The 22443-nt window shown below is 51.5% G+C and carries 22 protein-coding genes; 13 read left to right on the top strand and 9 right to left on the bottom strand.

The annotated features are described in order from the left end of the window. Window positions 1-70 precede the first annotated feature (70 nt). Together A9B99_RS08905 and A9B99_RS08900 are read left to right on the top strand one after the other, a co-directional pair. Window positions 71-568 carry a cupin domain-containing protein gene (locus A9B99_RS08905; protein WP_064596750.1) on the top strand — a complete coding sequence of 166 codons (498 nt, stop codon included), beginning with the start codon at window positions 71-73 and terminating at the stop codon, window positions 566-568. 170 nt (window positions 569-738) lie between these two features. After that, window positions 739-1992 carry a conjugal transfer protein TraF gene (locus A9B99_RS08900; RefSeq protein ID WP_064596820.1) on the top strand — a complete coding sequence of 418 codons (1254 nt, stop codon included), beginning with the start codon at window positions 739-741 and terminating at the stop codon, window positions 1990-1992. 44 nt (window positions 1993-2036) lie between these two features. On the opposite strand, the gene A9B99_RS08895 is transcribed toward A9B99_RS08900, so the two are convergent. The 5 genes from A9B99_RS08895 to A9B99_RS08880 form a co-directional block, all read right to left on the bottom strand. Beyond that, on the bottom strand, window positions 2037-2915 hold the full coding sequence (locus A9B99_RS08895; protein WP_064596749.1) for a metal ABC transporter substrate-binding protein: 879 nt from the start codon (window positions 2913-2915) through the stop codon (window positions 2037-2039). Continuing rightward, window positions 2912-3790 carry a metal ABC transporter permease gene (locus tag A9B99_RS08890; protein WP_064596746.1) on the bottom strand — a complete coding sequence of 293 codons (879 nt, stop codon included), beginning with the start codon at window positions 3788-3790 and terminating at the stop codon, window positions 2912-2914. Before A9B99_RS08890 ends, A9B99_RS08895 begins: the two co-directional genes overlap by 4 nt. Window positions 3791-3812: 22 nt before the next feature. Continuing rightward, the gene (locus A9B99_RS08885) at window positions 3813-4466 is read right to left on the bottom strand and encodes a metal ABC transporter ATP-binding protein (RefSeq protein ID WP_064596744.1); all 654 of its coding nucleotides are present in this window, start codon (window positions 4464-4466) and stop codon (window positions 3813-3815) included. Further along, window positions 4463-4585 carry a hypothetical protein gene (locus tag A9B99_RS24375; RefSeq protein ID WP_269448063.1) on the bottom strand — a complete coding sequence of 41 codons (123 nt, stop codon included), beginning with the start codon at window positions 4583-4585 and terminating at the stop codon, window positions 4463-4465. The genes A9B99_RS08885 and A9B99_RS24375 overlap by 4 nt, the downstream gene beginning before the upstream one ends. Window positions 4586-4785: 200 nt before the next feature. Then, complete coding sequence (locus tag A9B99_RS08880) at window positions 4786-5193, bottom strand: anti-virulence regulator CigR family protein (RefSeq protein WP_064596742.1); 408 nt, start codon at window positions 5191-5193, stop codon at window positions 4786-4788. 265 nt (window positions 5194-5458) lie between these two features. Between A9B99_RS08880 and dusA the strand changes: the two genes are divergently transcribed. Both dusA and pspG read left to right on the top strand, forming a co-directional pair. Next, the gene (gene dusA, locus A9B99_RS08875) at window positions 5459-6442 is read left to right on the top strand and encodes a tRNA dihydrouridine(20/20a) synthase DusA (protein WP_064596740.1); all 984 of its coding nucleotides are present in this window, start codon (window positions 5459-5461) and stop codon (window positions 6440-6442) included. A gap of 129 nt (window positions 6443-6571) precedes the next feature. Then, window positions 6572-6817 carry an envelope stress response protein PspG gene (gene pspG, locus A9B99_RS08870; RefSeq protein WP_036116536.1) on the top strand — a complete coding sequence of 82 codons (246 nt, stop codon included), beginning with the start codon at window positions 6572-6574 and terminating at the stop codon, window positions 6815-6817. 212 nt (window positions 6818-7029) lie between these two features. Here pspG and A9B99_RS08865 read toward each other — a convergent pair whose 3' ends face one another. Continuing rightward, window positions 7030-8013, bottom strand: coding sequence for a quinone oxidoreductase (locus A9B99_RS08865; RefSeq protein WP_064596738.1), 984 nt, complete (start codon window positions 8011-8013; stop codon window positions 7030-7032). 134 nt (window positions 8014-8147) lie between these two features. Between A9B99_RS08865 and dnaB the strand changes: the two genes are divergently transcribed. The 6 genes from dnaB to A9B99_RS08835 all read left to right on the top strand — a co-directional run bounded on the left by dnaB (window position 8148) and on the right by A9B99_RS08835 (window position 13866). Further along, the gene (gene dnaB / locus A9B99_RS08860; RefSeq protein WP_064596818.1) at window positions 8148-9563 is read left to right on the top strand and encodes a replicative DNA helicase; all 1416 of its coding nucleotides are present in this window, start codon (window positions 8148-8150) and stop codon (window positions 9561-9563) included. A gap of 14 nt (window positions 9564-9577) precedes the next feature. Next, window positions 9578-10657, top strand: coding sequence for an alanine racemase (gene alr / locus A9B99_RS08855; protein ID WP_064596736.1), 1080 nt, complete (start codon window positions 9578-9580; stop codon window positions 10655-10657). A 228-nt stretch (window positions 10658-10885) separates the two neighbouring features. Continuing rightward, the gene (locus A9B99_RS08850) at window positions 10886-12079 is read left to right on the top strand and encodes an amino acid aminotransferase (protein WP_064596734.1); all 1194 of its coding nucleotides are present in this window, start codon (window positions 10886-10888) and stop codon (window positions 12077-12079) included. Window positions 12080-12245: 166 nt separating this feature from the next. Then, complete coding sequence (gene aphA / locus A9B99_RS08845) at window positions 12246-12956, top strand: acid phosphatase AphA (protein WP_064596732.1); 711 nt, start codon at window positions 12246-12248, stop codon at window positions 12954-12956. 134 nt (window positions 12957-13090) lie between these two features. Next, a complete protein-coding gene (locus tag A9B99_RS08840; RefSeq protein WP_064596730.1) occupies window positions 13091-13507 on the top strand; it encodes a secondary thiamine-phosphate synthase enzyme YjbQ in 417 nt (138 codons plus the stop codon). Between the two features lie 5 nt (window positions 13508-13512). Continuing rightward, window positions 13513-13866 (top strand): MmcQ/YjbR family DNA-binding protein, encoded by a 354-nt coding sequence (locus A9B99_RS08835; protein WP_064596728.1) that lies wholly within the window; start codon window positions 13513-13515, stop codon window positions 13864-13866. Window positions 13867-13873: 7 nt separating this feature from the next. On the opposite strand, the gene uvrA is transcribed toward A9B99_RS08835, so the two are convergent. After that, on the bottom strand, window positions 13874-16699 hold the full coding sequence (gene uvrA / locus A9B99_RS08830; protein ID WP_064596726.1) for an excinuclease ABC subunit UvrA: 2826 nt from the start codon (window positions 16697-16699) through the stop codon (window positions 13874-13876). A 259-nt stretch (window positions 16700-16958) separates the two neighbouring features. Here uvrA and ssb1 point away from each other — a divergent pair, with 259 nt between their 5' ends. Beyond that, window positions 16959-17507 (top strand): single-stranded DNA-binding protein SSB1, encoded by a 549-nt coding sequence (gene ssb1 / locus A9B99_RS08825; protein WP_064596724.1) that lies wholly within the window; start codon window positions 16959-16961, stop codon window positions 17505-17507. A 107-nt stretch (window positions 17508-17614) separates the two neighbouring features. On the opposite strand, the gene A9B99_RS08820 is transcribed toward ssb1, so the two are convergent. Both A9B99_RS08820 and malX read right to left on the bottom strand, forming a co-directional pair. Beyond that, the gene (locus A9B99_RS08820; protein ID WP_064596722.1) at window positions 17615-18793 is read right to left on the bottom strand and encodes a MalY/PatB family protein; all 1179 of its coding nucleotides are present in this window, start codon (window positions 18791-18793) and stop codon (window positions 17615-17617) included. A gap of 75 nt (window positions 18794-18868) precedes the next feature. Beyond that, window positions 18869-20440, bottom strand: a complete 1572-nt coding sequence (malX, locus tag A9B99_RS08815) for a maltose/glucose-specific PTS transporter subunit IIBC (protein WP_064596720.1) — start codon at window positions 20438-20440, stop codon at window positions 18869-18871. A 236-nt stretch (window positions 20441-20676) separates the two neighbouring features. On the opposite strand from malX, the gene malI reads away from it, so the two are divergent. Together malI and A9B99_RS08805 are read left to right on the top strand one after the other, a co-directional pair. Beyond that, a complete protein-coding gene (gene malI, locus A9B99_RS08810) occupies window positions 20677-21699 on the top strand; it encodes a Mal regulon transcriptional regulator MalI (RefSeq protein ID WP_064596718.1) in 1023 nt (340 codons plus the stop codon). A 113-nt stretch (window positions 21700-21812) separates the two neighbouring features. After that, window positions 21813-22400 (top strand): SMI1/KNR4 family protein, encoded by a 588-nt coding sequence (locus A9B99_RS08805; protein ID WP_064596716.1) that lies wholly within the window; start codon window positions 21813-21815, stop codon window positions 22398-22400. The last annotated feature ends 43 nt before the right edge of the window (window positions 22401-22443 follow it).

Here is a 22443-nt window from a genome sequence, read left to right as displayed (position 1 = left end):
CATGAACCGTTAAAAACGCCGATATCTGTGCCGCATGGCAACCATTACATCACTATTCAGGAGTAAAAAAATGGAGCGTCCAGCTATGATTTGCCACTGGGAGTCAGTTGAATCCTCTGATTCTCCGGGTTACCCGGACAGCCCGGAGCATTTTTCATTGGGAGTACCGTTAGGGAGAATGCTGGGGTTAACCCGTTTGGGGATCCACCATGAACGTTTACTGCCGGGAAGGCGAACCTCTTACCCCCACGCTGAAAGTGCGGAAGAGGAATTTATCTACGTGATTGAAGGTACACCAGATGCCTGGATTAATGGTCAGTTATACCGACTTCAACCAGGCGATGCGGTTGGCTTCCCTGCCGGAACGGGTATCTGCCACACCTTTATTAATAACACTCAGGCACTCGTGTGTTTACTGGTTGTGGGGGAAGCTAACAAAGCAGAAAACCGAATTTATTACCCTCTTAACCCCGATTACGCAGCGACCCGCACAGATCGCTGGCTCAATCCACCTGAGCAGGTGTTTGGTTCTCACGATGGAAAACCTTCACAGAAATCAAAACACTGAACTATACATATAGATGGGTCACAAAATAACAATTTATCCAGGATGGATACGTTTGTTTAAACACTGCAATAAACTGCTTTTTTCGTCGTTATTCACAGCAATAGCTTGCGGCTACCTGGGTGATAAAGGGGGTGGTCGAAAATTATTCACAATACCTGGACGGAATGCCTGTGAACAGAATAAGCAAAGTTTCAGTGGCGACCATGGCTGCCACATTTTTGATTGCTCACCCGGCGCTGGCGGCAAATACCTGGGCCGAATCGCGGAGTGATGGGATGGGGGGAACAGGGGTTGCCTCTGCCAGTTATGGTAGTGGCGTGCTGATTAACCCAGCGTTGCTGGCGAAAGCCCATGAGGATGACAATGTCTCGGTGGTGTTGCCATCAGTGGGAGTGGAAGTCTCTGATAAAGACAATTTGCGCAATGAAATTGATCATATCAGTGATACGGTGAATACCTGGAAAGATGAGTTGGGTAACATCAATTTTTCCAATTATCTTCAGCAGTTACCCCGCATCCAGGCTGCTGCAGGTGACCTCGCTGATGAACTGAATTATCTGGATGGTAAAACAGCCAGTGCCAAAGCAGCGGCAGGCCTGGCGGTCAGTATTCCTGGCAGCACTATCTCGATGGCGTTTGTGACGAAAGCCTGGGCGCGTGCGCGGGTGAGTTCCTATATTGACCCCAACGATGTCACTTTCTTACAAACAATTGAGAACAGTACTGCTGCCGCAGCCGCTGCTGCGCTGGATCCCAGTGCGGTTCAGGACAACCTGAAATCAACCGGATTTGGCCGGGCAGCGATTGTCTCTGATTACGGGATTGCGTTGGCAAAACAGTTTGATATTGGCGGTGTTCCGGTATCCGTTGGCGTGACACCAAAGCTGCAAAAAACCTGGCTATATAACTACTCCGTTTCTATCTACAACTATAAAAGTGACGACCTGCGTGACAGTAAATACCGCAATACCGACACCGGGTTTAACGTGGATGCGGGGGTCGCAGCAGATTTTGGTGAACACTGGACAGTTGGCCTGAGTGGGCAAAACCTGGTTCCACGCAATATCGATACCAAAGAAATCAACGGCTACAAAGATACCTTCCAAATTTCACCACTGGTAACTGCGGGGGTTGCGTGGAGCAACGAGTTACTGACACTGACTGCCGATGGTGACCTGACTGAAACCAAAGGTTTTAAAAGTGAAAAAAACTCGCAATACCTGAGGGCCGGGGCAGAAGTTCGCCCACTCAGCTGGCTGGCGGTGCGTGCCGGTTATCAGGCAGATATCAAAGGCAATGATAACAATGCGGTGACAGCAGGCCTGGGTTTTGCGCCCTTTAACCGGGTTCACCTGGATCTTAATGGCCTGGTGGGAGAAAAAGAAACCTGGGGCGCGGGTGCGCAACTGACTTTCACCTTCTGATAAACCCCCCGGCGGCAGTCGCTCGCCGGGGGGTACTTTGCCCGTTATTTCATGCTGGCGGCGATAGTTTCCACATTGTGTTTAAACGCCGCGACATAAGTCGGGGCAACACCGTCTTTGGTGGTTAACGCCTCCGGGTACAATTCACCGCCTGGTTTGGCCCCACTGGCTGCGGCAATTTGCTCGACCAGGCGCGGGTCTGTCTGGTTTTCGATAAAGTAGGTGTGGATATGCTCCTGCTTGATTTGGTTAATCAGCCCGGCAACATCGCTGGCGCTGGCTTCGGCTTCAGTGGAAAAGCCTACTGGTGCGAGAAACTTCACGCCATATTCTGCACCAAAATACCCAAAAGCATCATGGCTGGTGATGACATGGCGGCGACTTTGTGGAATAGCGGCAAAGGTTTTTTTCGCCCAGGCATCCAGTTTGTTCAGTTGCTCAATATAGGCAGTGCCGTGCTGGCGGAAATAATCGGCGTCTTGCGGGTCTGCTTTAATTAACGCATTCATTACGTTACGTGCGTAAATTGCGCCATTGGCCGCACTGTTCCAGGCATGAGGGTCTGTCACAGTTTTGCCATCTTCCTGCATCTGGCGTGAGTTCACACCTTGTGAAGCCGTGACCACTTCGCCTTTATAACCTGATGCGTCTATCAGGCGGTTCATCCAGCCCTCCATGCCCAGACCACTGACAAAAACGACATCAGCATTGTGCAGGGTCTGGCTGTCTGCCGGTTTTGGCTCAAAGGTGTGTGGGTCACCATTCGGGCCCACCAGTGAAGTGACATGCACATGTGCGCCACCGACTTCTTTCACAATATCACCCAGCACAGAGAAACTGGCGACAGTGTTCAGCGTGGCGGCAAAAACGGCGGCCGGGCTGCACAACAGCACAGCCAGAGATAAAGGCTTAATGTATTTCATGACGTTTCCTTCTGAGTGGTTCGCTTGCCAAAGACGGGAATTAGCCCGTTGTGAGCCCCAAAGAGAATTGAGACCATAAAGAAAAGTGCGGCAGTGAGCACAATAGCCGGGCCTGCGGGTATCCCTGCATTGAACGAGAGCACCAGCCCAGTGAAAGCAGACAGCGCGGTTAATATTGCCGAGACAGTGAGTAAAGCCGGAAGTCGGTTCACCCAACAGCGGGCTGAAATGGCAGGCAACATCATCAGGCCGACAGTCATCAGCGTACCGAGGATTTGAAACCCCGCGACCAGGTTCAGCACCACCAGTGTCATAAACAGCGCATTGATGATGCCCGGAGCCCGGCGGGCATTCACTGTCAGGAATGCTTTATCAAATGCTTCCATCACCAGTAAACGGTAGAGCAAGGCAATACACAGCAAGGTAAACGTCGCGATATAGCCCACGAAAAATAGCGCCTGTCTGTCTACCGCGAGAATGGAGCCAAACAGCATATGCAGCAAATCGACGCTGGAGCCATGTAATGACACCAGGGTTACACCAAGCGCCAGTGAACCCAGGTAAAACCCGGCAAAACTGGCATCTTCCCGTAATGGTGTCAGGTTGCTCACCCAGCCGGAAGCCAGTGCAACTAACAGCCCGGCGATAAACCCACCAAACCCCATGGCTACCAGTGACATGCCGTACATCAAATAACCAATTGAAACCCCAGGTAAAATGGCATGGGAAAGCGCATCTCCCGCGAGGCTCATACGGCGCAGCAGTAAAAATACGCCTGGTACAGTAATGCTCAGTGACAGCGCCAGGCAGGCGACCAGCGCCCGGCGCATAAAACCGAACTGAATAAAAGGATCGATAACGGTGTGATAAAACATATCAGTTAACCCCGGACAGCATTTACGCCATCACTTCCAGGGTGTTCCCCCATTGGTAATGCTGGTTTTCAAGGCGCAGTGTGTCCGGAAAACAGCGCCTTACCAGGCTGCTGTCATGGAGAACAACAATCAGTGTCTGCCCGTTGTGATGCATCTGTTGCATTACGCTGACCAGTAACTCCGCAGTTTTCTGGTCGATACCCGTAAATGGCTCATCCAGTAAAACCAGTGGTGCCTGTTGTAGCAGTAACCGGGCAAACAGCATGCGCTGGAACTGCCCGCCAGAAAGTGTGTTGATGGTGTTTTTCGCCATATCGACCAGGCCAACCTGCTCAATAGCCTGCCAGACCTGTGCCATATGCTGGCGAGAGAAACGTTGCCAGAAGCGCAATGCAGGCCAGCAGCCCATAGACACTACATCAAACACGGTCATTGGAAATTGATGGTCCAGTTCAGCTTGTTGAGGTAACCAGGCAATCCGTGGCCGGCCTTCCGGGAAGCTCACCTGGCCGGAAACCGGTGGCAAAATACCGGCCAGTGTCTTTAGTAAAGTGGATTTCCCGGTGCCGTTTGCGCCTACAATGGCGGTCAGGCTACCGGTATGGAAGGTGCCATTAAAAGGAGGGCTAATACGCTGGCGGCGGTAGCCTGTGGCTAAATTCTCAAGGTGTATCATGCTAGTGCGTTAGCCCAGTCAATGGCGCACCACAATCCGGCCAGCAGCACCAGTGCGCACACAATACGCAGTAGTGAGGACAGCGTTAACAAGGAGTGGTGGTTTGCAGAAGAGTACATCGTAAAAACGCCCGTAAATAATGTTATAACATAACATAAATGGCGAAATGAAAAATGTGAAGCGATTTCATTAGAAAAAAGTATCGGAATGTTTCGTATAGACCGATGTGCCTGCAGGCTGAGCTATAAGCAGTAGAAAAAATGAAGCATTACCGTGCCACATGCAGCCACGCAGGTTGTCTGCACCGTTCGGAACAGGGTCAGTCAAACGCATCATGAATAATTTCTGCAACAATGGCTGTGCTTATCACAACAGACACTAAATCATTTCCTACAATGCGCCATTCCCGGCCAGGGTAATAGGGCAACAAACGCTCTAAATTTCCGGGAACCGTTTTTTTGGCAATCCCCGGTGGTAATGGCTGCCCACGTACCAGTTTTTTGGCAATCCCCGGTGGCAGAGGTTTATACCCGGTGTATCCCATATGCTTTGCTTTCAGGCGGAAATCACTCCAGTCGATATCTTTATCCTGTTTATTGCTGCCGTGGTTATTTCCCTGGCTGTGTTTGGCTTGCCCGTTGCCATTATTGGCGAGAACTGCAGCAGGAAGTGACGCCAGGCTAATGGCGAGTAGTGCGTTTATCCAGAGTGTATGACGGTGACGCATAAAAATTCTCCTTGTTAGCGCATATCTGTGCACACAGCTGTGGTTGTGCATAGCCAAAGTATAAACCGGGTGGGTGAGTATCGCGGCAAAATGCGGCACCTGGCCGGGGTGCTACCGGCGGTGCCGGCATCGCCTGCTCCCTCCACGTTGCCCCGCTGTGGCCTGGACTGTATAATCCGTAGCCCATTTTTACGCCAGCCTGCTCCGGTGTGCAGGTTGGTGGGGTTACTGTTATTTACCGCTACTTTTCATAAAGGTTGTTTCTATGTGCTCAGCGTATTCAGCGTCGCGTTTCTCCATTGCCCCCATGCTGGACTGGACTGACCGCCATTGCCGCTATTTCTTGCGCCAGCTGTCACGCCATACGCTGCTGTACACCGAAATGGTGACAACCGGGGCGATTATTCACGGCAAAGGCGACTACCTGGCTTACAACGAAGAAGAGCACCCGGTTGCGTTACAACTCGGAGGGAGTGACCCGGCGGCCCTGGCACAGTGTGCGAAACTGGCTGAGCAACGTGGTTATGATGAAGTAAACCTTAATGTTGGCTGCCCGTCTGACCGGGTGCAAAACGGGCGCTTTGGTGCGTGCCTGATGGGGGAAGCGCAACTGGTGGCGGATTGCGTTAAAGCAATGCGCGATGTAGTGTCGATTCCGGTTACAGTGAAAACCCGTATTGGCATTGATGACCAGGACAGCTATGAATTCCTGTGTGACTTTGTGCAAACTGTTTCCCAACAGGGCGGGTGTGACATGTTTATTATCCATGCCCGTAAAGCCTGGTTGTCTGGTTTGAGCCCGAAAGAGAACCGCGAAATTCCGCCCCTTGATTACCCACGAGTATGGCAACTGAAGCGTGATTTCCCACACCTGACAATGTCGATTAATGGCGGCGTGAAAACGCTGGCAGAGGCGAAACAGCATCTGGAACATATGGATGGTGTTATGGTGGGGCGTGAAGCCTACCAAAATCCGGGTTTACTGGCGTCTGTTGACCGCGAAATTTTTGGCGACACCGCAGGCAGCCCGTCCCCGGCTGATGTTGTGCGAGCCATGTACCCGTATATTGAACGGGAACTGAGCCAGGGTGCTTACCTGGGCCATATTACCCGCCATATGCTGGGTTTATTCCAGAGCGTGCCCGGCGCCCGCCAGTGGCGGCGTTATCTAAGTGAAAATGCCCATAAACCTGGCGCAGATATTCAGGTTCTGGAAACCGCGCTGAGCAAAGTGGCTCGTGTTGATTAAATTGACGCAATAATCGTTAAATTCGCTATGCCCCGGCCTGTGTGCTGGGGTTTTTTGTTTCAAAATCATGTAATTATATTCTGGCATGGTTCTTGTAATACCTCTGATTATTACCTGGAGGTACTGACGATGCTGGAACTATTATTTGTGCTGGGATTTTTTATTATGCTGCTGGTGACTGGTGTGTCGCTGGTGGGGGTTTTTGTTGCGCTGCTGGTGGCTGTGGGCGTGATGTTTTTTGGCGGGCTGCTGGTGTTAATGCTCAAAATGTTGCCCTGGTTACTACTGGCTATTGTCGCTGTGTGGGTTATCCGGGCTATAAATAATGGCAACAATACCCAATCACGCTCACATTATCGCCGTGATATGCGTTGATATGACAGGTTGTTTGAGCGGCTGATCACAACCCTGGAACTTTTTTACAACTTTCCTGTTAACAACATATGATTTGCTTATTAAATCTGTCACTATGTTTTCGCTATCTACCAAATTCATCGCAGCTGTACCCTACAAATTCAGCGCGAACTATAAAAATGAAGGGCTTCCTGCGGGAAGCCCTAATCATTTGTATTATTCCATTTTCTCCGTCAGGGAATTAACAGGCTTGAGCCCTGAGTCTGGCGGCTTTCCAAAACCTTATGCGCATGGGCAGCATCTGCCAGAGCAAATTTCTGCGCTTCCTCCACCTGGACTTTAATCACACCGCTGGCAATCAGGGAAAACAGTTCACTGCTCGCTTCCTGCAATTCTGCGCGGTTCGTGATATAGCCGGTGAGTGATGGGCGGGTTACATACAGTGAGCCCTTCTGGTTGAGGATCCCAATGTTCACGCCCGTTACCGGGCCGGAAGCATTACCGAAACTGACCATCAACCCACGGCGTTGCAGGCAATCAAGCGAAGATTCCCAGGTGTCTTTGCCAACCGAGTCATACACAACCGGCAATTTTTTCCCGCCGGTGAGAGTCCGAACCCTCCCGGCAATATCCTCTTCACGGTAGTTGATGGTGGCCCAGGCTCCGGCCTGCATAGCCCGCTCAGCTTTCTGTGCTGAACCAACAGTACCAATCAGTTTTGCCCCCAGCGCCTTAGCCCACTGGCAGGCAATCAGCCCAACACCACCGGCTGCTGCGTGAAACAAGAACATTTCACCGGGTTTGATTTCATAGGTTTTACGCAACAGGTAGAACACTGTCAGCCCTTTGAGAAAAGAAGCGGCTGCCTGCTCAAAGGAAATCGCCGGGGGAAGCTGTGCCAGGTTATGTTCAGGTACATTGTGTACGCTGCTGTAAGCACCTAACGCACTTTGGGCGTAAACTACCCGGTCACCAGGGCGAAAATGGGTGACATTTTTACCCGTTTTGGTGACGATGCCTGCTGCTTCCGTTCCCAACCCACAGGGTAACGATGGCGGGGGATATAACCCACTACGAATATAAGTATCAATGTAATTGATACCTATGGCTTTATTTTCAACCTGAACTTCGTTGTCACCGGGTTCAGGGGGTGTCCAGTCCACGGCGTGTAACACGTCGGGGCCACCATGTTTGGTAAATTCAATACGCGTTGCCATAACTGTTTCGCTGCCTCCTGTGTGGGTATCAGTGGTTTACTGATACAGGTAAGTGCATTCCACTGCCTGCAAACTGACGGTTTTCAGGTATAATGCCACGTTTCCCCGTTCAATTTTTGGTAAACCCTTTCACTATGGCAGGAAATAAACCCTTCAACAAACCCGCTGAACCGCGTGAACAGCGCGATCCACAAGTAGCCGGGCTGAAAGTTCCTCCGCACTCTCTTGAAGCGGAGCAGTCAGTGTTGGGCGGGTTAATGCTGGATAATGAACGCTGGGACGATGTTGCCGAGCGCGTAGTCTCGGACGATTTTTATACCCGGCAGCACCGGCTTATTTTTACTGAAATGCACCGTCTGCAGGAAACTGGCAACCCCATTGACCTGATAACGCTGTCGGAATCGCTGGAGCGCCAGGGACAACTGGAAAGTGTTGGCGGTTTTGCATACCTGGCTGAGTTATCAAAAAATACACCAAGTGCAGCGAATATCAGCGCTTATGCAGATATCGTCCGTGAACGTGCTGTTGTGCGTGAAATGATAGCCGTTGCCAACGAAATAGCCGATGCCGGGTTTGACCCACAAGGGCGCACCAGTGAAGATTTGCTCGACCTGGCGGAGTCACGGGTTTTCCAGATAGCAGAAAACCGCGCCAACAAAGATGAAGGCCCCAAATCTGTTGACCAGATCCTGGAAGCGACAGTTGCGCGTATTGAAACGCTTTACCAGCAACCGCACGATGGTGTGACCGGGGTTGATACCGGTTACCAGGACCTCAACAAGAAAACCGCGGGCCTGCAACGGTCAGACTTGATTATTGTCGCGGCGCGTCCCTCCATGGGGAAAACCACATTCGCCATGAACCTGTGTGAAAACGCCGCCATGTTGCAGGATAAACCGGTGCTGATTTTCAGCCTGGAAATGCCCGCGGAACAGATAATGATGCGTATGCTGGCGTCTTTATCTCGCGTCGACCAGACACGTATCCGTACCGGCCAGTTGGATGATGAAGACTGGGCGCGTATCTCCGGTACCATGGGGATTTTGCTGGAGAAGCGCAATATGTACATTGATGACTCTTCCGGCCTGACACCGACAGAGGTTCGCTCTCGTGCCCGGCGAATTTTCCGTGAACACGATGGCTTAAGCCTGATTATGATCGACTACCTCCAGCTCATGCGCGTGCCGTCTTTGTCAGACAACCGTACTCTGGAAATCGCTGAAATCTCCCGTTCTTTGAAAGCGCTGGCAAAAGAGCTGCAGGTGCCAGTGGTGGCGCTGTCACAGCTTAACCGTTCACTGGAACAGCGTGCAGATAAACGCCCGGTAAACTCAGACTTGCGTGAATCCGGCTCCATTGAACAGGATGCCGACTTAATTATGTTTATCTACCGCGATGAGGTGTATCACGAAAACAGTGATCTAAAAGGCATCGCGGAAATTATTATCGGTAAGCAACGTAACGGCCCTATCGGGACTGTGCGTCTGACCTTTAACGGGCAATGGTCGCGCTTCGATAACTATGCAGGCCCGCAATACGACGAAGAATAATTGAAGGAATAAACATGCAAGCGGCAACTGTTGTGATTAACCGCCGCGCTCTGCGACATAACCTGCAACGCCTGCGTGAACTGGCTCCGTCCAGCCGCCTGGTGGCAGTTGTGAAAGCAAACGCTTATGGGCATGGTTTGTTAGAAACTGCCCGTACCCTGCCAGATGCCGATGCGTTCGGCGTTGCCCGCCTGGAAGAGGCCATCCGCCTGCGCGAAGGGGGCATCACTCAACCTGTTTTACTGCTGGAAGGTTTTTTTAACGCCAGTGACCTGCCGGTTATCGCCAGCCAGCAGTTTCATACTGCGGTGCACAGCGAAGAACAACTTGAAGCCCTCGAGCAGGCACAACTGAGCCAGCCAGTTACAGTGTGGATGAAGCTTGATACCGGCATGCACCGCCTGGGGGTTCGCCCGGAAAAAGCAGAAGCGTTTTATGCCCGCCTGAGCCAGTGCAAAAATGTGCGCCAGCCAGTGAACATTGTCAGCCATTTTGCCCGTGCCGATGAACCGGAAGTGGGGGCAACCGAACAGCAACTGGCCATTTTTAACCATTTTGTCGAAGGGAAAGCAGGCCTGAAATCAATTGCAGCTTCAGGTGGTATTTTGCTCTGGCCTCAGTCACATTTTGACTGGGTACGCCCGGGGATTATTCTCTATGGTGTTTCGCCGCTGGACCACAAACCCTGGGGGGCAGATTTTGGCTTCCAGCCAGCGATGAGCCTGACATCCAGCCTGATTGCGGTACGTGACCACAAAGCCGGTGAACCGGTTGGCTATGGCGGCACCTGGGTGAGCCAGCGCGATACGCGCCTGGGCGTGGTGGCGATGGGGTATGGAGACGGTTATCCACGCAGTGCGCCATCAGGCACACCTGTGCTGGTGAATGGCCGTGAAGTGCCACTGGTTGGCCGGGTCGCTATGGATATGATTTGTGTTGATCTGGGGCCAGATGCCCAGGAACACCCCGGCGACAGCGTGGTAATGTGGGGTGAAGGGTTGCCCGTCGAGCGCATCGCGGAAGTAACGAAAGTGAGTGCTTACGAACTTATTACCCGCCTGACATCTCGTGTCGCTATGCACTACCTTGACTGATCAATTGCCCGGGCGGTTACCGCCCGGTGTTATATAACCTGAAATTGTTACACCGCCTGAAATCGTTGTTCCACCGTTAATCCACGCCGCTTTACTCTCGCTTTCCCACTACTTCCGGTTTATTGTGTTATTTCCGTTAAACACTGTGTTGTTACCTGTAATAAGCCTGGGATAACACAGTTTTAGTTTGCGGCATCCCTACTTAATGGATATCAGGAGAACCCCCGCGTGTTTCAGAACGTTGACGCCTACGCAGGCGATCCAATTCTGTCGCTGATGGAACGTTTCAAAGACGATCCCCGCCAGGATAAAGTGAACCTGAGTATCGGTCTCTATTACGATGAAGACGGTACTATTCCGCAACTGCGCGCAGTGGCGCAAGCCGAAGCTCGTCTGAATGCCGCGCCTCATGGCGCATCTGTTTACCTGCCTATGGAAGGTTTGGGTGGCTATCGCAATGCCATTGCCCCTTTACTCTTTGGTGCAGACCACCCGGCGCTGCGCGACGGGCGAATTGCAACTATTCAGACATTAGGCGGCTCAGGGGCACTGAAAGTTGGGGCCGATTTCCTGAAACGCTATTTCCCTGAATCAGGCGTGTGGGTGAGCGACCCAACATGGGAAAACCACGTTGCCATTTTCGCGGGTGCAGGTTTCGAAGTGAGTACTTACCCCTGGTTTGATGACGAAACCAAAGGGGTTCGCACACAGGCTCTGCTGGACACCCTCGCCGGGTTGCCTGAAAAAAGCATCGTGTTGTTACACCCTTGCTGCCATAACCCGACTGGCTCTGATTTAGTGCCGGATGAATGGGATGCCGTGGTGAAAGTACTCAAAGCTCGCCAGCTCATTCCGTTCCTGGATATCGCCTATCAGGGGTTTGGTGCGGGTATGGATGACGACGCTTATGCTATCCGCGCCATTGCTAACGCAGGCATTCCGGCACTGGTCAGTAACTCGTTCTCCAAGATTTTCTCGCTGTATGGCGAGCGTGTTGGTGGTCTGTCAGTGGTATGCGAAGACGCCGATACCGCCAGCCGGGTGTTAGGGCAACTGAAAGCTACGGTGCGCCGTAACTACTCCAGTCCGCCGAATTTCGGCGCGCAAGTGGTATCGCTGGTACTGAATGATCCGGCGCTGAAAGCCGACTGGCTGGCCCAGGTGGAAGAAATGCGGGTTCGCATTCTGAGCATGCGTGAGGCACTGGTAGCAACACTGAAACAGGCGCTGCCAAACCACGATTTCAGCTACTTCCTGAAACAGCGGGGTATGTTTACATATACCGGGCTGAGTGCCGCTCAGGTTGACCGCCTGCGTGATGAATTTGGGGTTTACCTGATAGCCAGCGGGCGTATGTGTGTGGCCGGGCTTAACTCCCGTAACGTTAACCGCGTTGCCGAAGCCTTTGCTGCTGTAATGTGAGTGCTTACTTACCTGTCGGGGTGGCAATATTCCGGCAGGTATCACACTTTCTGCTTATTTCTGCCTAAAAAAACCTTCCCTCATGGCCGGCTTAACGTTAAGGTTTTCCTCGATTCACGCGATGAGCAAAACGAGATTAACTAACACCGTGATACACAGGGATAACATGCATAAACTGACCCGCGCATTAGGCGCACTCTTCCTGGGCCTGGCCCTGTCTCATACCGCAGTTGCCAAAGAATCCACACCACCCCTTTACAGTGGTATTAACGTTGCACAACTGGCCGCACAGGCACCGGTTCACTGGGTATCTGTGGCGCAAATTGAAAATAGCCTGCTTGGCCGCCCGCCAATAGCTGTCGGGTTTGACATTGATGACACTGTGCTGTTCTCAAGCCCGGGCTTTTACCGCGGCAAAAAAATGTTCTCCCCGGACAGCAATGCCTACCTGAAAAACCCGGCATTCTGGGAAAAAATGAATAATGGCTGGGATGAATTCAGTATCCCTAAAGAAGTGGCCCGCGCCTTGATTGATATGCACGTCCGGCGGGGTGACAGCATCTGGTTTATTACCGGGCGCAGCCAGACAAAAACAGAAACGGTCTCTAAAACCTTGCAGGACGATTTCCATATTCCCGCCAGTAACATGAACCCGGTGATTTTTGCAGGTGATAACCCAGGCCAGAACACGAAAACAAACTGGCTGGTGGATAAAAAGATCCGCATTTTCTACGGCGATTCTGATGGCGATATCACTGCGGCGCGAGATGCCGGTATCCGTGGTATTCGCGTGTTGCGTGCCTCCAACTCCACCTATCGCCCATTACCTTCTGCCGGAAAATTTGGCGAAGAAGTGATTGTTAATTCCGAATACTGAGAGCCAGAGCGGCGGCGCGACCCGGTTGTGCCGCTTGTGATGCCACAGGGTTTACCTTTTAGCAAAATGCTGCACACTTAAACACGCAGGCATAATTTCCTGCGTGTGCTTTTTGTTAACCAGGAACCAACACTATGTGGCATCAACAGATTCTGACACTCAGCGCTAAACCTCGTGGCTTTCACCTGGTCACGGAGGAAATTCTCGGCAATATTCCTGCCATCAGCCAGGTGAATACGGGTCTGTTGCACTTATTGCTGCAGCATACTTCTGCTTCACTTACGCTGAATGAAAATTGTGATCCCACGGTGCGGGGCGATATGGAACGGCATTTTTTACGTGCAGTTCCGGACCAGGGTGATTATGAGCACGACTACGAGGGGGCAGATGATATGCCCTCGCACATCAAATCTTCTTTGCTTGGCGTATCGTTAGCTTTGCCCGTACAGCGCGGGCGTGTGTTGCTGGGGACATGGCAAGGGATTTGGTTAGGGGAACACCGAATCCACGGTGGCGCGCGGCGAATTGTCGTGACGCTGCAAGGAGAGTAAAGACCATGAATCAGTCACAGTTATTGATGTTTTGCATGAATAAACCGGGTGTAACGCAGTCGGCACACCGTGAGTGGGCTGCCACACAAATTAAACTGGCGGATGTGATGTTCGCTATGTTGCACGACGTGGATGGCCGCCCGGCAATTTCGTTAAAAACCAGTCCGGCACTGGCCGAGCTGTTACGCCAGTCTCATGAAGATGTTTTCCCCAGCGAGCTGCTGAACAAAGCGCACTGGAGCACACTGTGGCTGGATGGCAGCCTGCCAGACTCACAAATTTATTACCTGGTAGATGATGCCTGGCAACAGGCGCTGGAATTGCTGCCAGCATCCCTGCGGCAGCAATATTCCCGTTAAACCCGGCTTATTTGAGCATGGGTTTCAGGAAGCGCGCAGTATGGGAAGCCTCACATTCGGCAACGGTTTCTGGTGTGCCGGAAATCAGGATTTCCCCGCCGCCACTGCCGCCTTCCGGCCCAAGGTCAACAATCCAGTCGGCTGTTTTAATCACGTCCAGATTATGCTCAATCACCACGATGGTGTTGCCCTGGTCACGTAACTGGTGCAACACCTCAAGCAACTGCTGAATATCGGCAAAATGCAGGCCGGTTGTGGGTTCATCAAGAATGTACAGTGTCTGGCCTGTGCCGCGTTTGGACAACTCCCGGGCCAGTTTCACACGTTGTGCTTCGCCACCAGAAAGCGTTGTTGCTGATTGACCAAGGCGAATATAGGACAACCCCACATCCATTAATGTCTGGAGTTTGCGGGCCAGCGCCGGAACGGCATCAAAAAATTCGCGGGCTTCTTCAATGGTCATATCCAGCACTTCGTGAATATTTTTACCCTTGTATTTAATTTCCAGAGTTTCGCGGTTATAGCGCTTCCCTTTGCATTGATCGCAGGGCACATAGATATCCGGCAAAAAGTGCATTTCCACTTTCAGCACGCCATCACCCTGGCAGGCTTCACAGCGGCCACCACGCACGTTGAAACTAAAACGGCCGGGGTTGTAACCACGGGAGCGGGATTCCGGCACACCGGCAAACAGCTCACGCACCGGGGTGAAAATGCCGGTATAGGTTGCCGGGTTAGAACGTGGGGTACGGCCAATGGGGCTCTGGTCAATATCAATGACTTTATCGAAATGCTCAATACCCTGAACCTCCCGATAAGGCGCAGGCTCTATGCTGGAGCCACCATTCAGTAACTTCTGGGCAATCGGGAACAGGGTGTCGTTAATCAGTGTCGATTTACCTGAACCTGATACGCCGGTAATGCAGGTAAATAACCCGACGGGCAGAGTCAGAGTGACATCTTTCAGGTTATTGCCCCGGGCGCCACTCAGTTTTAACACTTTATTCGGGTCTGCCGGGACGCGTTTTTTCGGCACGCTAATTTCGCGCACACCACTCAGGTACTGTCCGGTCAGTGATTCAGGCACCGCCAGGATATCTGCCAGCGGGCCTTCGGCAACCACATTCCCACCGTGAACTCCGGCTCCGGGTCCAATATCAATAATGTGGTCGGCCGCACGAATGGCGTCTTCATCGTGCTCCACCACAATCACTGTATTACCCAGGTCACGCAGGTGAATCAGGGTTTTCAGCAGGCGTTCGTTATCACGCTGGTGTAACCCAATAGAGGGTTCATCCAGCACGTACATCACCCCAACCAGACCAGCACCAATCTGGCTTGCCAGACGAATACGTTGTGCTTCCCCACCGGAAAGCGTCTCCGCAGAGCGGGACAGCGTTAAGTAATTCAGCCCGACATTCACCAAAAATTGCAGGCGGTCGCCAATTTCTTTCAATACTTTTTCAGCTATTTTGGCCCGTTGCCCGGACAATTTCAGGTTGCTGAAAAAATCCATAGCGTGGCCGATGCTCATATCAGAAATCGTCGGCAGTGGTGTGTTTTCCACAAATACATGGCGGGCTTCGCGGCGCAGCCGGGTGCCTCCACAACTGGTGCAGGGGCGGTTACTGATAAATTTCGCCAGTTCCTCACGCACCGCATTGGATTCCGTTTCTTTGTAGCGGCGTTCCATGTTGTGCAGCACCCCTTCAAACGGGTGCCGGCGTATTGAGGTATCGCCCCGATCGTTAATATATTTGAATTCAATGGTTTCTTTACCGGAACCATACAGCACCACTTTCTGAACATTGGCACCCAGACTGTCCCAGGGCGCTTCGATATCAAACTCGTAGTGGTCTGCTAACGAGCGCAGCATCTGGAAATAGTAAAAATTACGGCGATCCCAGCCACGGATCGCGCCGCCAGCCAGTGACAGCTCACCATTCTGGATAACCCGCTCGGGGTCGAAAAATTGTTGTACACCCAGCCCGTCGCAGGTGGGGCAGGCACCTGCCGGGTTGTTGAAGGAAAACAGGCGAGGTTCCAGTTCGCTCATGCTGTACCCGCAAATCGGGCAGGCGAAGTTCGCAGAAAACAGAAGCTCTTCTGCTTTGGTGTCGTCCATGTCGGCAACAACAGCCGTACCACCGGATAATTCCAGTGCGGTTTCAAATGATTCCGCAAGGCGTTGTGCCAGATCTTCGCGTACTTTAAACCGGTCCACGACCACTTCGATGGTGTGTTTTTTCTGCAATTCCAGTTTGGGCGGATCGGACAGATCGCAAACTTCGCCATCAATACGTGCACGGATATAGCCCTGGCTTGCCAGGTTTTCCAGCGTTTTGCTGTGCTCACCCTTACGTTCTTTAATGATGGGCGCCAGCAGCATCAGGCGTTTGCCTTCAGGTTGCGCCAGCACATTATCAACCATCTGGCTCACTGTTTGTGCCGCCAGCGGGACATCATGATCCGGGCAGCGTGGCTCACCTACACGGGCAAACAATAAACGCAGGTAATCGTGAATTTCAGTGATAGTACCAACGGTGGAACGTGGGTTATGCGATGTGGATTTCTGTTCAATAGAAATCGCCGGGGAGAGTCCTTCAATATGGTCAACATCCGGTTTTTCCATCAGTGAGAGAAACTGGCGCGCATAGGCTGAAAGCGACTCAACGTAGCGGCGCTGCCCTTCTGCATACAGTGTATCAAATGCCAGTGATGATTTACCCGACCCAGACAGCCCCGTCACAACAATCAGTTTGTCACGCGGAATAACCAGATTGATGTTTTTCAGATTGTGGGTGCGGGCGCCCCGAATTTCTATCTTGTCCATTCACCTTCCCCGGAGTAAATGCAGTCATCCCGGTTCTCGCCCTTGTTTTTACAACTAAAAACCAGCAAGACGAAAAGCCGGCGATCCGAAACGGCTAATTATGACACAATAAAACCTGAATGAATATCCAGTGTTTCTATGTAAAGCATGTAACGTACAACGATATCCTGGAAGCATTATCGCAACTATAATCTGCTTAACTGGCGTGTTAGAATGCCGCGTTTAAACTATCGCTAACCGTTTTTCAGGAGAGACTATCATGGCCAGCAGAGGCGTAAACAAGGTGATTCTCGTCGGTAACCTGGGCCAGGACCCGGAAGTACGCTATATGCCAAATGGTGGCGCAGTAGCCAACATTACGCTGGCTACTTCCGAATCCTGGCGTGACAAGCAGACCGGTGAAATGAAAGAGCAGACTGAATGGCACCGCGTTGTGTTGTTCGGCAAGCTGGCTGAGGTCGCAGGTGAATATCTGCGTAAAGGTTCACAGGTTTATATTGAAGGCCAGTTGCGTACCCGTAAATGGCAGGATCAGAGTGGCCAGGAACGTTACACTACTGAAATCGTGGTTAACGTTGGCGGCACCATGCAAATGCTGGGTGGTCGTCAGGGTGGCCAGGGTGGCGCGCCAATGGGTGGCAACCAGGGTAACCAGGGCGGGCAAAGTGGCTGGGGTCAGCCGCAGCAGCCGCAAGGCAATAACGCTGCATTCAGTGGTGGCGCGCAGTCTCGTCCACAACAGGCTCCGAGCGCGCCAGCACCATCTAACGAACCACCAATGGATTTCGACGACGATATTCCGTTCTGATTTCCCGGTATTGCGCAAAAGCCCCAAACTGGGGCTTTTGTTTTTCTTCTCGTGTGAAGGCCACAAAACGGTCATAGTTCCAGGCTTTTTCCCGGCAAAATACATGCTTACCGTTGCAGTTTAATCGCCTGGATTAATGCCGCCACACCTTGCTCTACTTTGGCGCGTGGGCACCCAAGGTTGAGCCGCAAGTAACCCCGGCCTGCTTCCCCGTACACCTCACCCGACATAATGGCTACGTGAAACTGTTCGATTAATGCCTGGTTAAGCTCTGCCATATTGAGCTTCAACGGCCTCAGGTTCAGCCACGCCAGATAAGTTGCATCGGGTAGCTGGTAGCTTATTTCAGGGAATGCCTTGTGCAGTGTTTCCTGTAAATACACATGATTCGCCCGAACATAGCTATTCAGTGCATCAAGCCATGCAGCGCCTTCGTGGTAAGCTGCCATGGTTGCCAGCACAGCTAAAATAGCGGGTGATGAAAGGCCATCCACGTCTTTGAGTTTATGCAGGTACTGCTCTCTGGCCTGTGGGCAGGGAATCAACGCCCAGGCACCGTTCAGTGCCGGGATATTGAACGACTTGGATGCGGAAGTTACCAGTGCCCAGTGGTTAGATGGCCCAAAACCGACATACGGCGTATGAGGTTTAAAACAGAGATCCATATGGATCTCATCAGAGATAACCCTGACATGGTGCCGTTCGCAAAGGTCTGCGAGTGTTTGTAGTTCGTCGCGGCTCCACACCCGCCCGGTTGGGTTGTGCGGGCTGCATAATAAAAATAGTGTGTTCCTGGCATCAGCCAGCTTGCGCTCTAAATCGCCCCAGTCGATTTCAAACCGGCCCTGCCTGTTAACCAGCGGGCTGTGAATACACGCTCTTCCCTGGCCGGTAATCATTTTGTCGAACGCATCGTAAGCGGGTGTATGAAAAATAACACCCTGCCCAGGCTCAGTCCACTGCTCAATCAGTTTAGAAACCATGTAGATAACGGATGGCCCGTAAACCACATGTTGCTTATCGATGGCACAGCCAAAACGGGACTGGCACCAGTGGCTGATGGCCGATTTAAAATCATCATGGTTCCAGCGGCTGTAGCCAAAAACTGGGTGTGCGAGCCGCTGCTTAAGCGCGGCCAGCACGGGCTCTGGTACGGCAAAGTCCATATCTGAAATGGTAAAGGGCAGCAGGCCGGGCAGGCCAAATCTGTCCTGGACATAATCCCACTGTGTGCAATAAGTGCCAGTGCGGTCAATCGGTGTATCAAAGTCAGTGTTCTGCGTCATGCGTTTCACCCCGGGTTACGTACCTTCGGCACAGGAAAGAAACGTGCCGAAGGTGGGCATTAATGCAAACCTTTCTTAGCTTGCGGAAATAATGGCCTGCATTTCGTTTTTCACCAGGTGAACTTGTGTGCCAATTACCACCTGTAAACTGTGTTTGTCTAATTTCACCACGCCCAATGCACCCAGCGCCTTCAGTTTGGCGTCGTCTACTAAGTTCATATCGTTAACGGACAGGCGCAGGCGCGTTATGCAGTTGTCCAGAGAAGTGATGTTTTCTTTCCCGCCCAGAGCGGCGAGGACTGCTGCCCCTTTACCTGATTCATTGACAAATACTGCCTGCAGCTCTTCATCAACCGCTGTGTTATCCACTTCCCGGCCAGGCGTTTTCAGGTTGAACCGGGTAATAGCGAACTTAAACACGCCGTAGTAAACCGCGAACCAAATACCTGCCACCAAAGGCACTAAATACCATTTGGTTGCCGTGCCCTGCAGCACGCCAAATACCAGGAAGTCGATCAGATTGCCATCGGTATTGCCGATAGTGACATTCAGCATCCCCATCAGCATAAAACCAATGCCCGTCAGGATGGCGTGAATCAAGTACAGAACCGGCGCAACAAACAGGAACAGGAATTCCAGTGGTTCGGTAATGCCACCAATAACACAGGCTACAACCCCAGAAATAAGCAGCGCTTTGATTTTTGACCGGTTTTCCGGGCGTGCGCAATGGTACATTGCCAGGGCTGTGCCAGGTAAGCCGCCCAGGAAAGCAGGCATTTTCCCTTGAGACAGAAACGCAGTAACTTCTGGCGTGAAAGCCGTGGTAGTGGGGCAGGAAAGTTCAGAATAGAAGATATTGAGCGCACCAGAGACGGTTTGCCCACAGACATCCATTGTGCCGCCCGCTTCAGTGAAACGAATAAGTGCCACCAAAATATGATGAAGCCCAACAGGAAGCAGCAAGCGCTCGCCAGTGCCAAACAGCATTGGGCCAAAGACCCCGGCCTTTTCAATGATATGTCCTATGCTGTTAATCCCCGCAGCGAAGTAAGGCCAGATATAGGGAATAAATACGCCCACCACACCCAGAACAATGGCTGAAATGATTGGCACAAAGCGCGCACCGCCGAAGAAAGCCAGCGCATCCGGCATTTTGAACGTGTAATAACGCTGGTGGAGCCTGGCAACAATGACACCCACAATAACTGCGCCAAGAATACCGGTATCAATAGACTCAATACCGATAATATTCTTTACGCTATAAGCTGCGCGCGCGGTTGGGTTATCCAGCACGCCCGCGACAGTTAAGAAAAAATTGATGGCGAGATTGAATGCTGCATAGCCAACAAACCCCGCAAACCCTGCGACGCCTTTCTCTTCGCGGGCTAAACCCAGTGGAATGGCAACGGCAAACATCACCGGCAAAAAGATAAAGGCGACCAGACCAATTTTGGTCATCCACATGAACAAGTATTGCAACCCGTTATTATCCAGCAAAGGAATTGCTGTCTTCACCGCCGAGCTTGAAAATGAACTACCGACCCCGAGTAAGATGCCGGAAAATGCCAGCAGTGCCACGGGTAACATGAAGGTTTTGCCCAGGCTTTGCAGGAACTCCCAAATGGTCGATTTATTAGCATTCGACATATCACGTCTCCAGAGTTTGAGAACTTTTAGCGCACAAGCCATCAACTGGTTATGTGCAGGGGGTTTTTGTCTTTATCCGCACAATATACAGAGGTAAAATTTTGATAAAACGTTTTATCAAAATATCTGTGATCGTGTTAAACAAGTTTGTTTTACTGAAAAGGTGAGCTTTTAAAATCTGGCTTCCAGGGTTAAAGTTTTCTGATAAAACGTTTTCTCATCCCGAAAGTGAATCTATGTCTGCAAAAAAGGTGACCATCACAGAAGTGGCTAAACATGCCGGTGTATCGGTTTCTACTGTGTCGATGGTGTTGGGCAACAAAGGGCGGATTTCTACTGACACGATAGAAAAAGTGAATGGTGCAGTTGAAGAGCTGGGTTACATACGTAACCGGGCTGCGGCTAACCTGCGTTCCGGGGTGGGCGAAATCATTGGATTAATACTGAAAGATATCAGTGATCCTTACTACGCAGAAGTGGCCTCTGGTATCAGTGAGGAGATAGAGCGGCAGGGTTTTATGCTGTTTCTGGCTCAGAGTGGTGACAGCCAGGAAAAATTCGAGAAGTGTCTGTTAACCATGGCGCGGCAAGGCGTTGGCGGTATTGCGTTTTGCCCTGTTGACGAAAGCCAGCCATTCAATCTTGAGAATCTGCAACAGTATGATTTACCTCTGGTCTGTATTGCCCGTGCGCCAGTGTATAAGCAGGTTGATTATGTCGGGCCGGATAATATGTCTGCGGCGAAACTCGCGACTGAACATCTTATCCGCCAGGGGCACCGCAGAATTGCTTACATTGGCGGGGCAAGCCACTCTTTGTGCCGGGCTGAACGTATTGGTGGGTACTGCTCAACACTCTTGCAGTTTGGTTTACCATTCAGGCCTGAGTGGGTGGTGGAATGCGGGAAAAGCCAGTCGTCTGCCGCTCAGGCGGTAGAGCAATTACTGTCAGCGCAGCCACAAGTGACCGCGATGCTGTGTCACCATTCTTCAACTGCGCTGGGTGCGGTTTATGGTGTACACCGGGCGGGGCGGTCAATTGGCAAAGATCAGTTTATTGGTCAGCAAGTTTCCGTGATTGGTTTTGACGATGTTGAAGAAGCGGAATTAACTGAACCTTCTCTTACTTTTGTCAATTTCAATGCGCGTGAAATGGGGCGACAGGCTGCCAGACGGTTAATCAGCCAGTTTGGGCGGCGTAACAGTGAAACATACAGCCTGATCCTGCCGCCAAAACTTATCATTCGCGAATCGGCGTAGGCTGTAAAACAATACAATAAGAGCATCTGGAAGAAATAGCTTCAGGCTGATTGACGCCTTCACCTGGAAAACACAAGATAGCGCCTTGGTTAATTATGCATCAGGGAGAGGGTATGACGTTGGTTGAACGCCACCTCGAAAAAGTCAGGTTACATCTGAGTGAGGAAAACCAGAAACAGTGGGCTGTGTTGTGTGGTGCAACAGAACAGGCACTTGCGCAACTGGTAAAGCTTTATCCACTGTGTCCGCCTGAATTACAGCAACTGTTAAGTAAGGTTGATGGTACATACTGGAAAAAGTATGACGGGAAGATGGTTAATTTGCTATTACTGGCATCCGATGCCGGTGAGGATTTTGGCTACTACCTGCTTTCCTGTGAGCAAATTCAGGAAGAGCAACATTTTGGGGATTCAATTAGCGACATTTATGGTGAGTGGCTTGGGCAAACGGATGCCATTTATGTAGACAACCGGATTGATACCTCTGTCGCGATGAGTGAACGGCTGTGCTTTGCTCATTGCCTGAATAATGGTGGTACTTCCCGCCTGTATATTGATTTCCACCCGGCCCCAGGTGGTACTTGTGGGCAGGTGGTGCGTTTTCTGCATGACCCTGACAGTTATATCGTGCTGGCAGAGAGCTTTGAAGCATATATAGCCGGGGTACTGGAAAGCAATTACGCGTTTGTCAGCGAGTATTAACTCACCAGAAAGTGAAATAAAAAGTATCATCCTGAGTATAAGA

The organism is Mangrovibacter phragmitis, from assembly GCF_001655675.1.
GTDB lineage: Bacteria > Pseudomonadota > Gammaproteobacteria > Enterobacterales > Enterobacteriaceae > Mangrovibacter > Mangrovibacter phragmitis.
This window is presented reverse-complemented; position numbering and strand designations above follow the sequence as displayed.

Excerpts from the sequence above, each read along its gene's own strand:
- A9B99_RS08880 (WP_064596742.1), bottom strand. The coding sequence starts at position 5,193 with ATGCGTCACCGTCATACACTCTGGATAAACGCACTACTCGCCATTAGC.
- dnaB (WP_064596818.1), top strand. The coding sequence starts at position 8,148 with ATGGCAGGAAATAAACCCTTCAACAAACCCGCTGAACCGCGTGAACAG.
- pspG (WP_036116536.1), top strand. The coding sequence starts at position 6,572 with ATGCTGGAACTATTATTTGTGCTGGGATTTTTTATTATGCTGCTGGTG.
- malX (WP_064596720.1), bottom strand. The coding sequence starts at position 20,440 with ATGTCGAATGCTAATAAATCGACCATTTGGGAGTTCCTGCAAAGCCTG.
- A9B99_RS08890 (WP_064596746.1), bottom strand. The coding sequence starts at position 3,790 with ATGTTTTATCACACCGTTATCGATCCTTTTATTCAGTTCGGTTTTATG.
- A9B99_RS08895 (WP_064596749.1), bottom strand. The coding sequence starts at position 2,915 with ATGAAATACATTAAGCCTTTATCTCTGGCTGTGCTGTTGTGCAGCCCG.
- A9B99_RS08805 (WP_064596716.1), top strand. The coding sequence starts at position 21,813 with ATGACGTTGGTTGAACGCCACCTCGAAAAAGTCAGGTTACATCTGAGT.
- A9B99_RS08865 (WP_064596738.1), bottom strand. The coding sequence starts at position 8,013 with ATGGCAACGCGTATTGAATTTACCAAACATGGTGGCCCCGACGTGTTA.
- ssb1 (WP_064596724.1), top strand. The coding sequence starts at position 16,959 with ATGGCCAGCAGAGGCGTAAACAAGGTGATTCTCGTCGGTAACCTGGGC.
- A9B99_RS08885 (WP_064596744.1), bottom strand. The coding sequence starts at position 4,466 with ATGATACACCTTGAGAATTTAGCCACAGGCTACCGCCGCCAGCGTATT.
- malI (WP_064596718.1), top strand. The coding sequence starts at position 20,677 with ATGTCTGCAAAAAAGGTGACCATCACAGAAGTGGCTAAACATGCCGGT.
- uvrA (WP_064596726.1), bottom strand. The coding sequence starts at position 16,699 with ATGGACAAGATAGAAATTCGGGGCGCCCGCACCCACAATCTGAAAAAC.
- alr (WP_064596736.1), top strand. The coding sequence starts at position 9,578 with ATGCAAGCGGCAACTGTTGTGATTAACCGCCGCGCTCTGCGACATAAC.
- A9B99_RS24375 (WP_269448063.1), bottom strand. The coding sequence starts at position 4,585 with ATGTACTCTTCTGCAAACCACCACTCCTTGTTAACGCTGTCCTCACTA.
- A9B99_RS08820 (WP_064596722.1), bottom strand. The coding sequence starts at position 18,793 with ATGACGCAGAACACTGACTTTGATACACCGATTGACCGCACTGGCACT.
- A9B99_RS08835 (WP_064596728.1), top strand. The coding sequence starts at position 13,513 with ATGAATCAGTCACAGTTATTGATGTTTTGCATGAATAAACCGGGTGTA.
- dusA (WP_064596740.1), top strand. The coding sequence starts at position 5,459 with ATGTGCTCAGCGTATTCAGCGTCGCGTTTCTCCATTGCCCCCATGCTG.
- A9B99_RS08905 (WP_064596750.1), top strand. The coding sequence starts at position 71 with ATGGAGCGTCCAGCTATGATTTGCCACTGGGAGTCAGTTGAATCCTCT.
- A9B99_RS08840 (WP_064596730.1), top strand. The coding sequence starts at position 13,091 with ATGTGGCATCAACAGATTCTGACACTCAGCGCTAAACCTCGTGGCTTT.
- aphA (WP_064596732.1), top strand. The coding sequence starts at position 12,246 with ATGCATAAACTGACCCGCGCATTAGGCGCACTCTTCCTGGGCCTGGCC.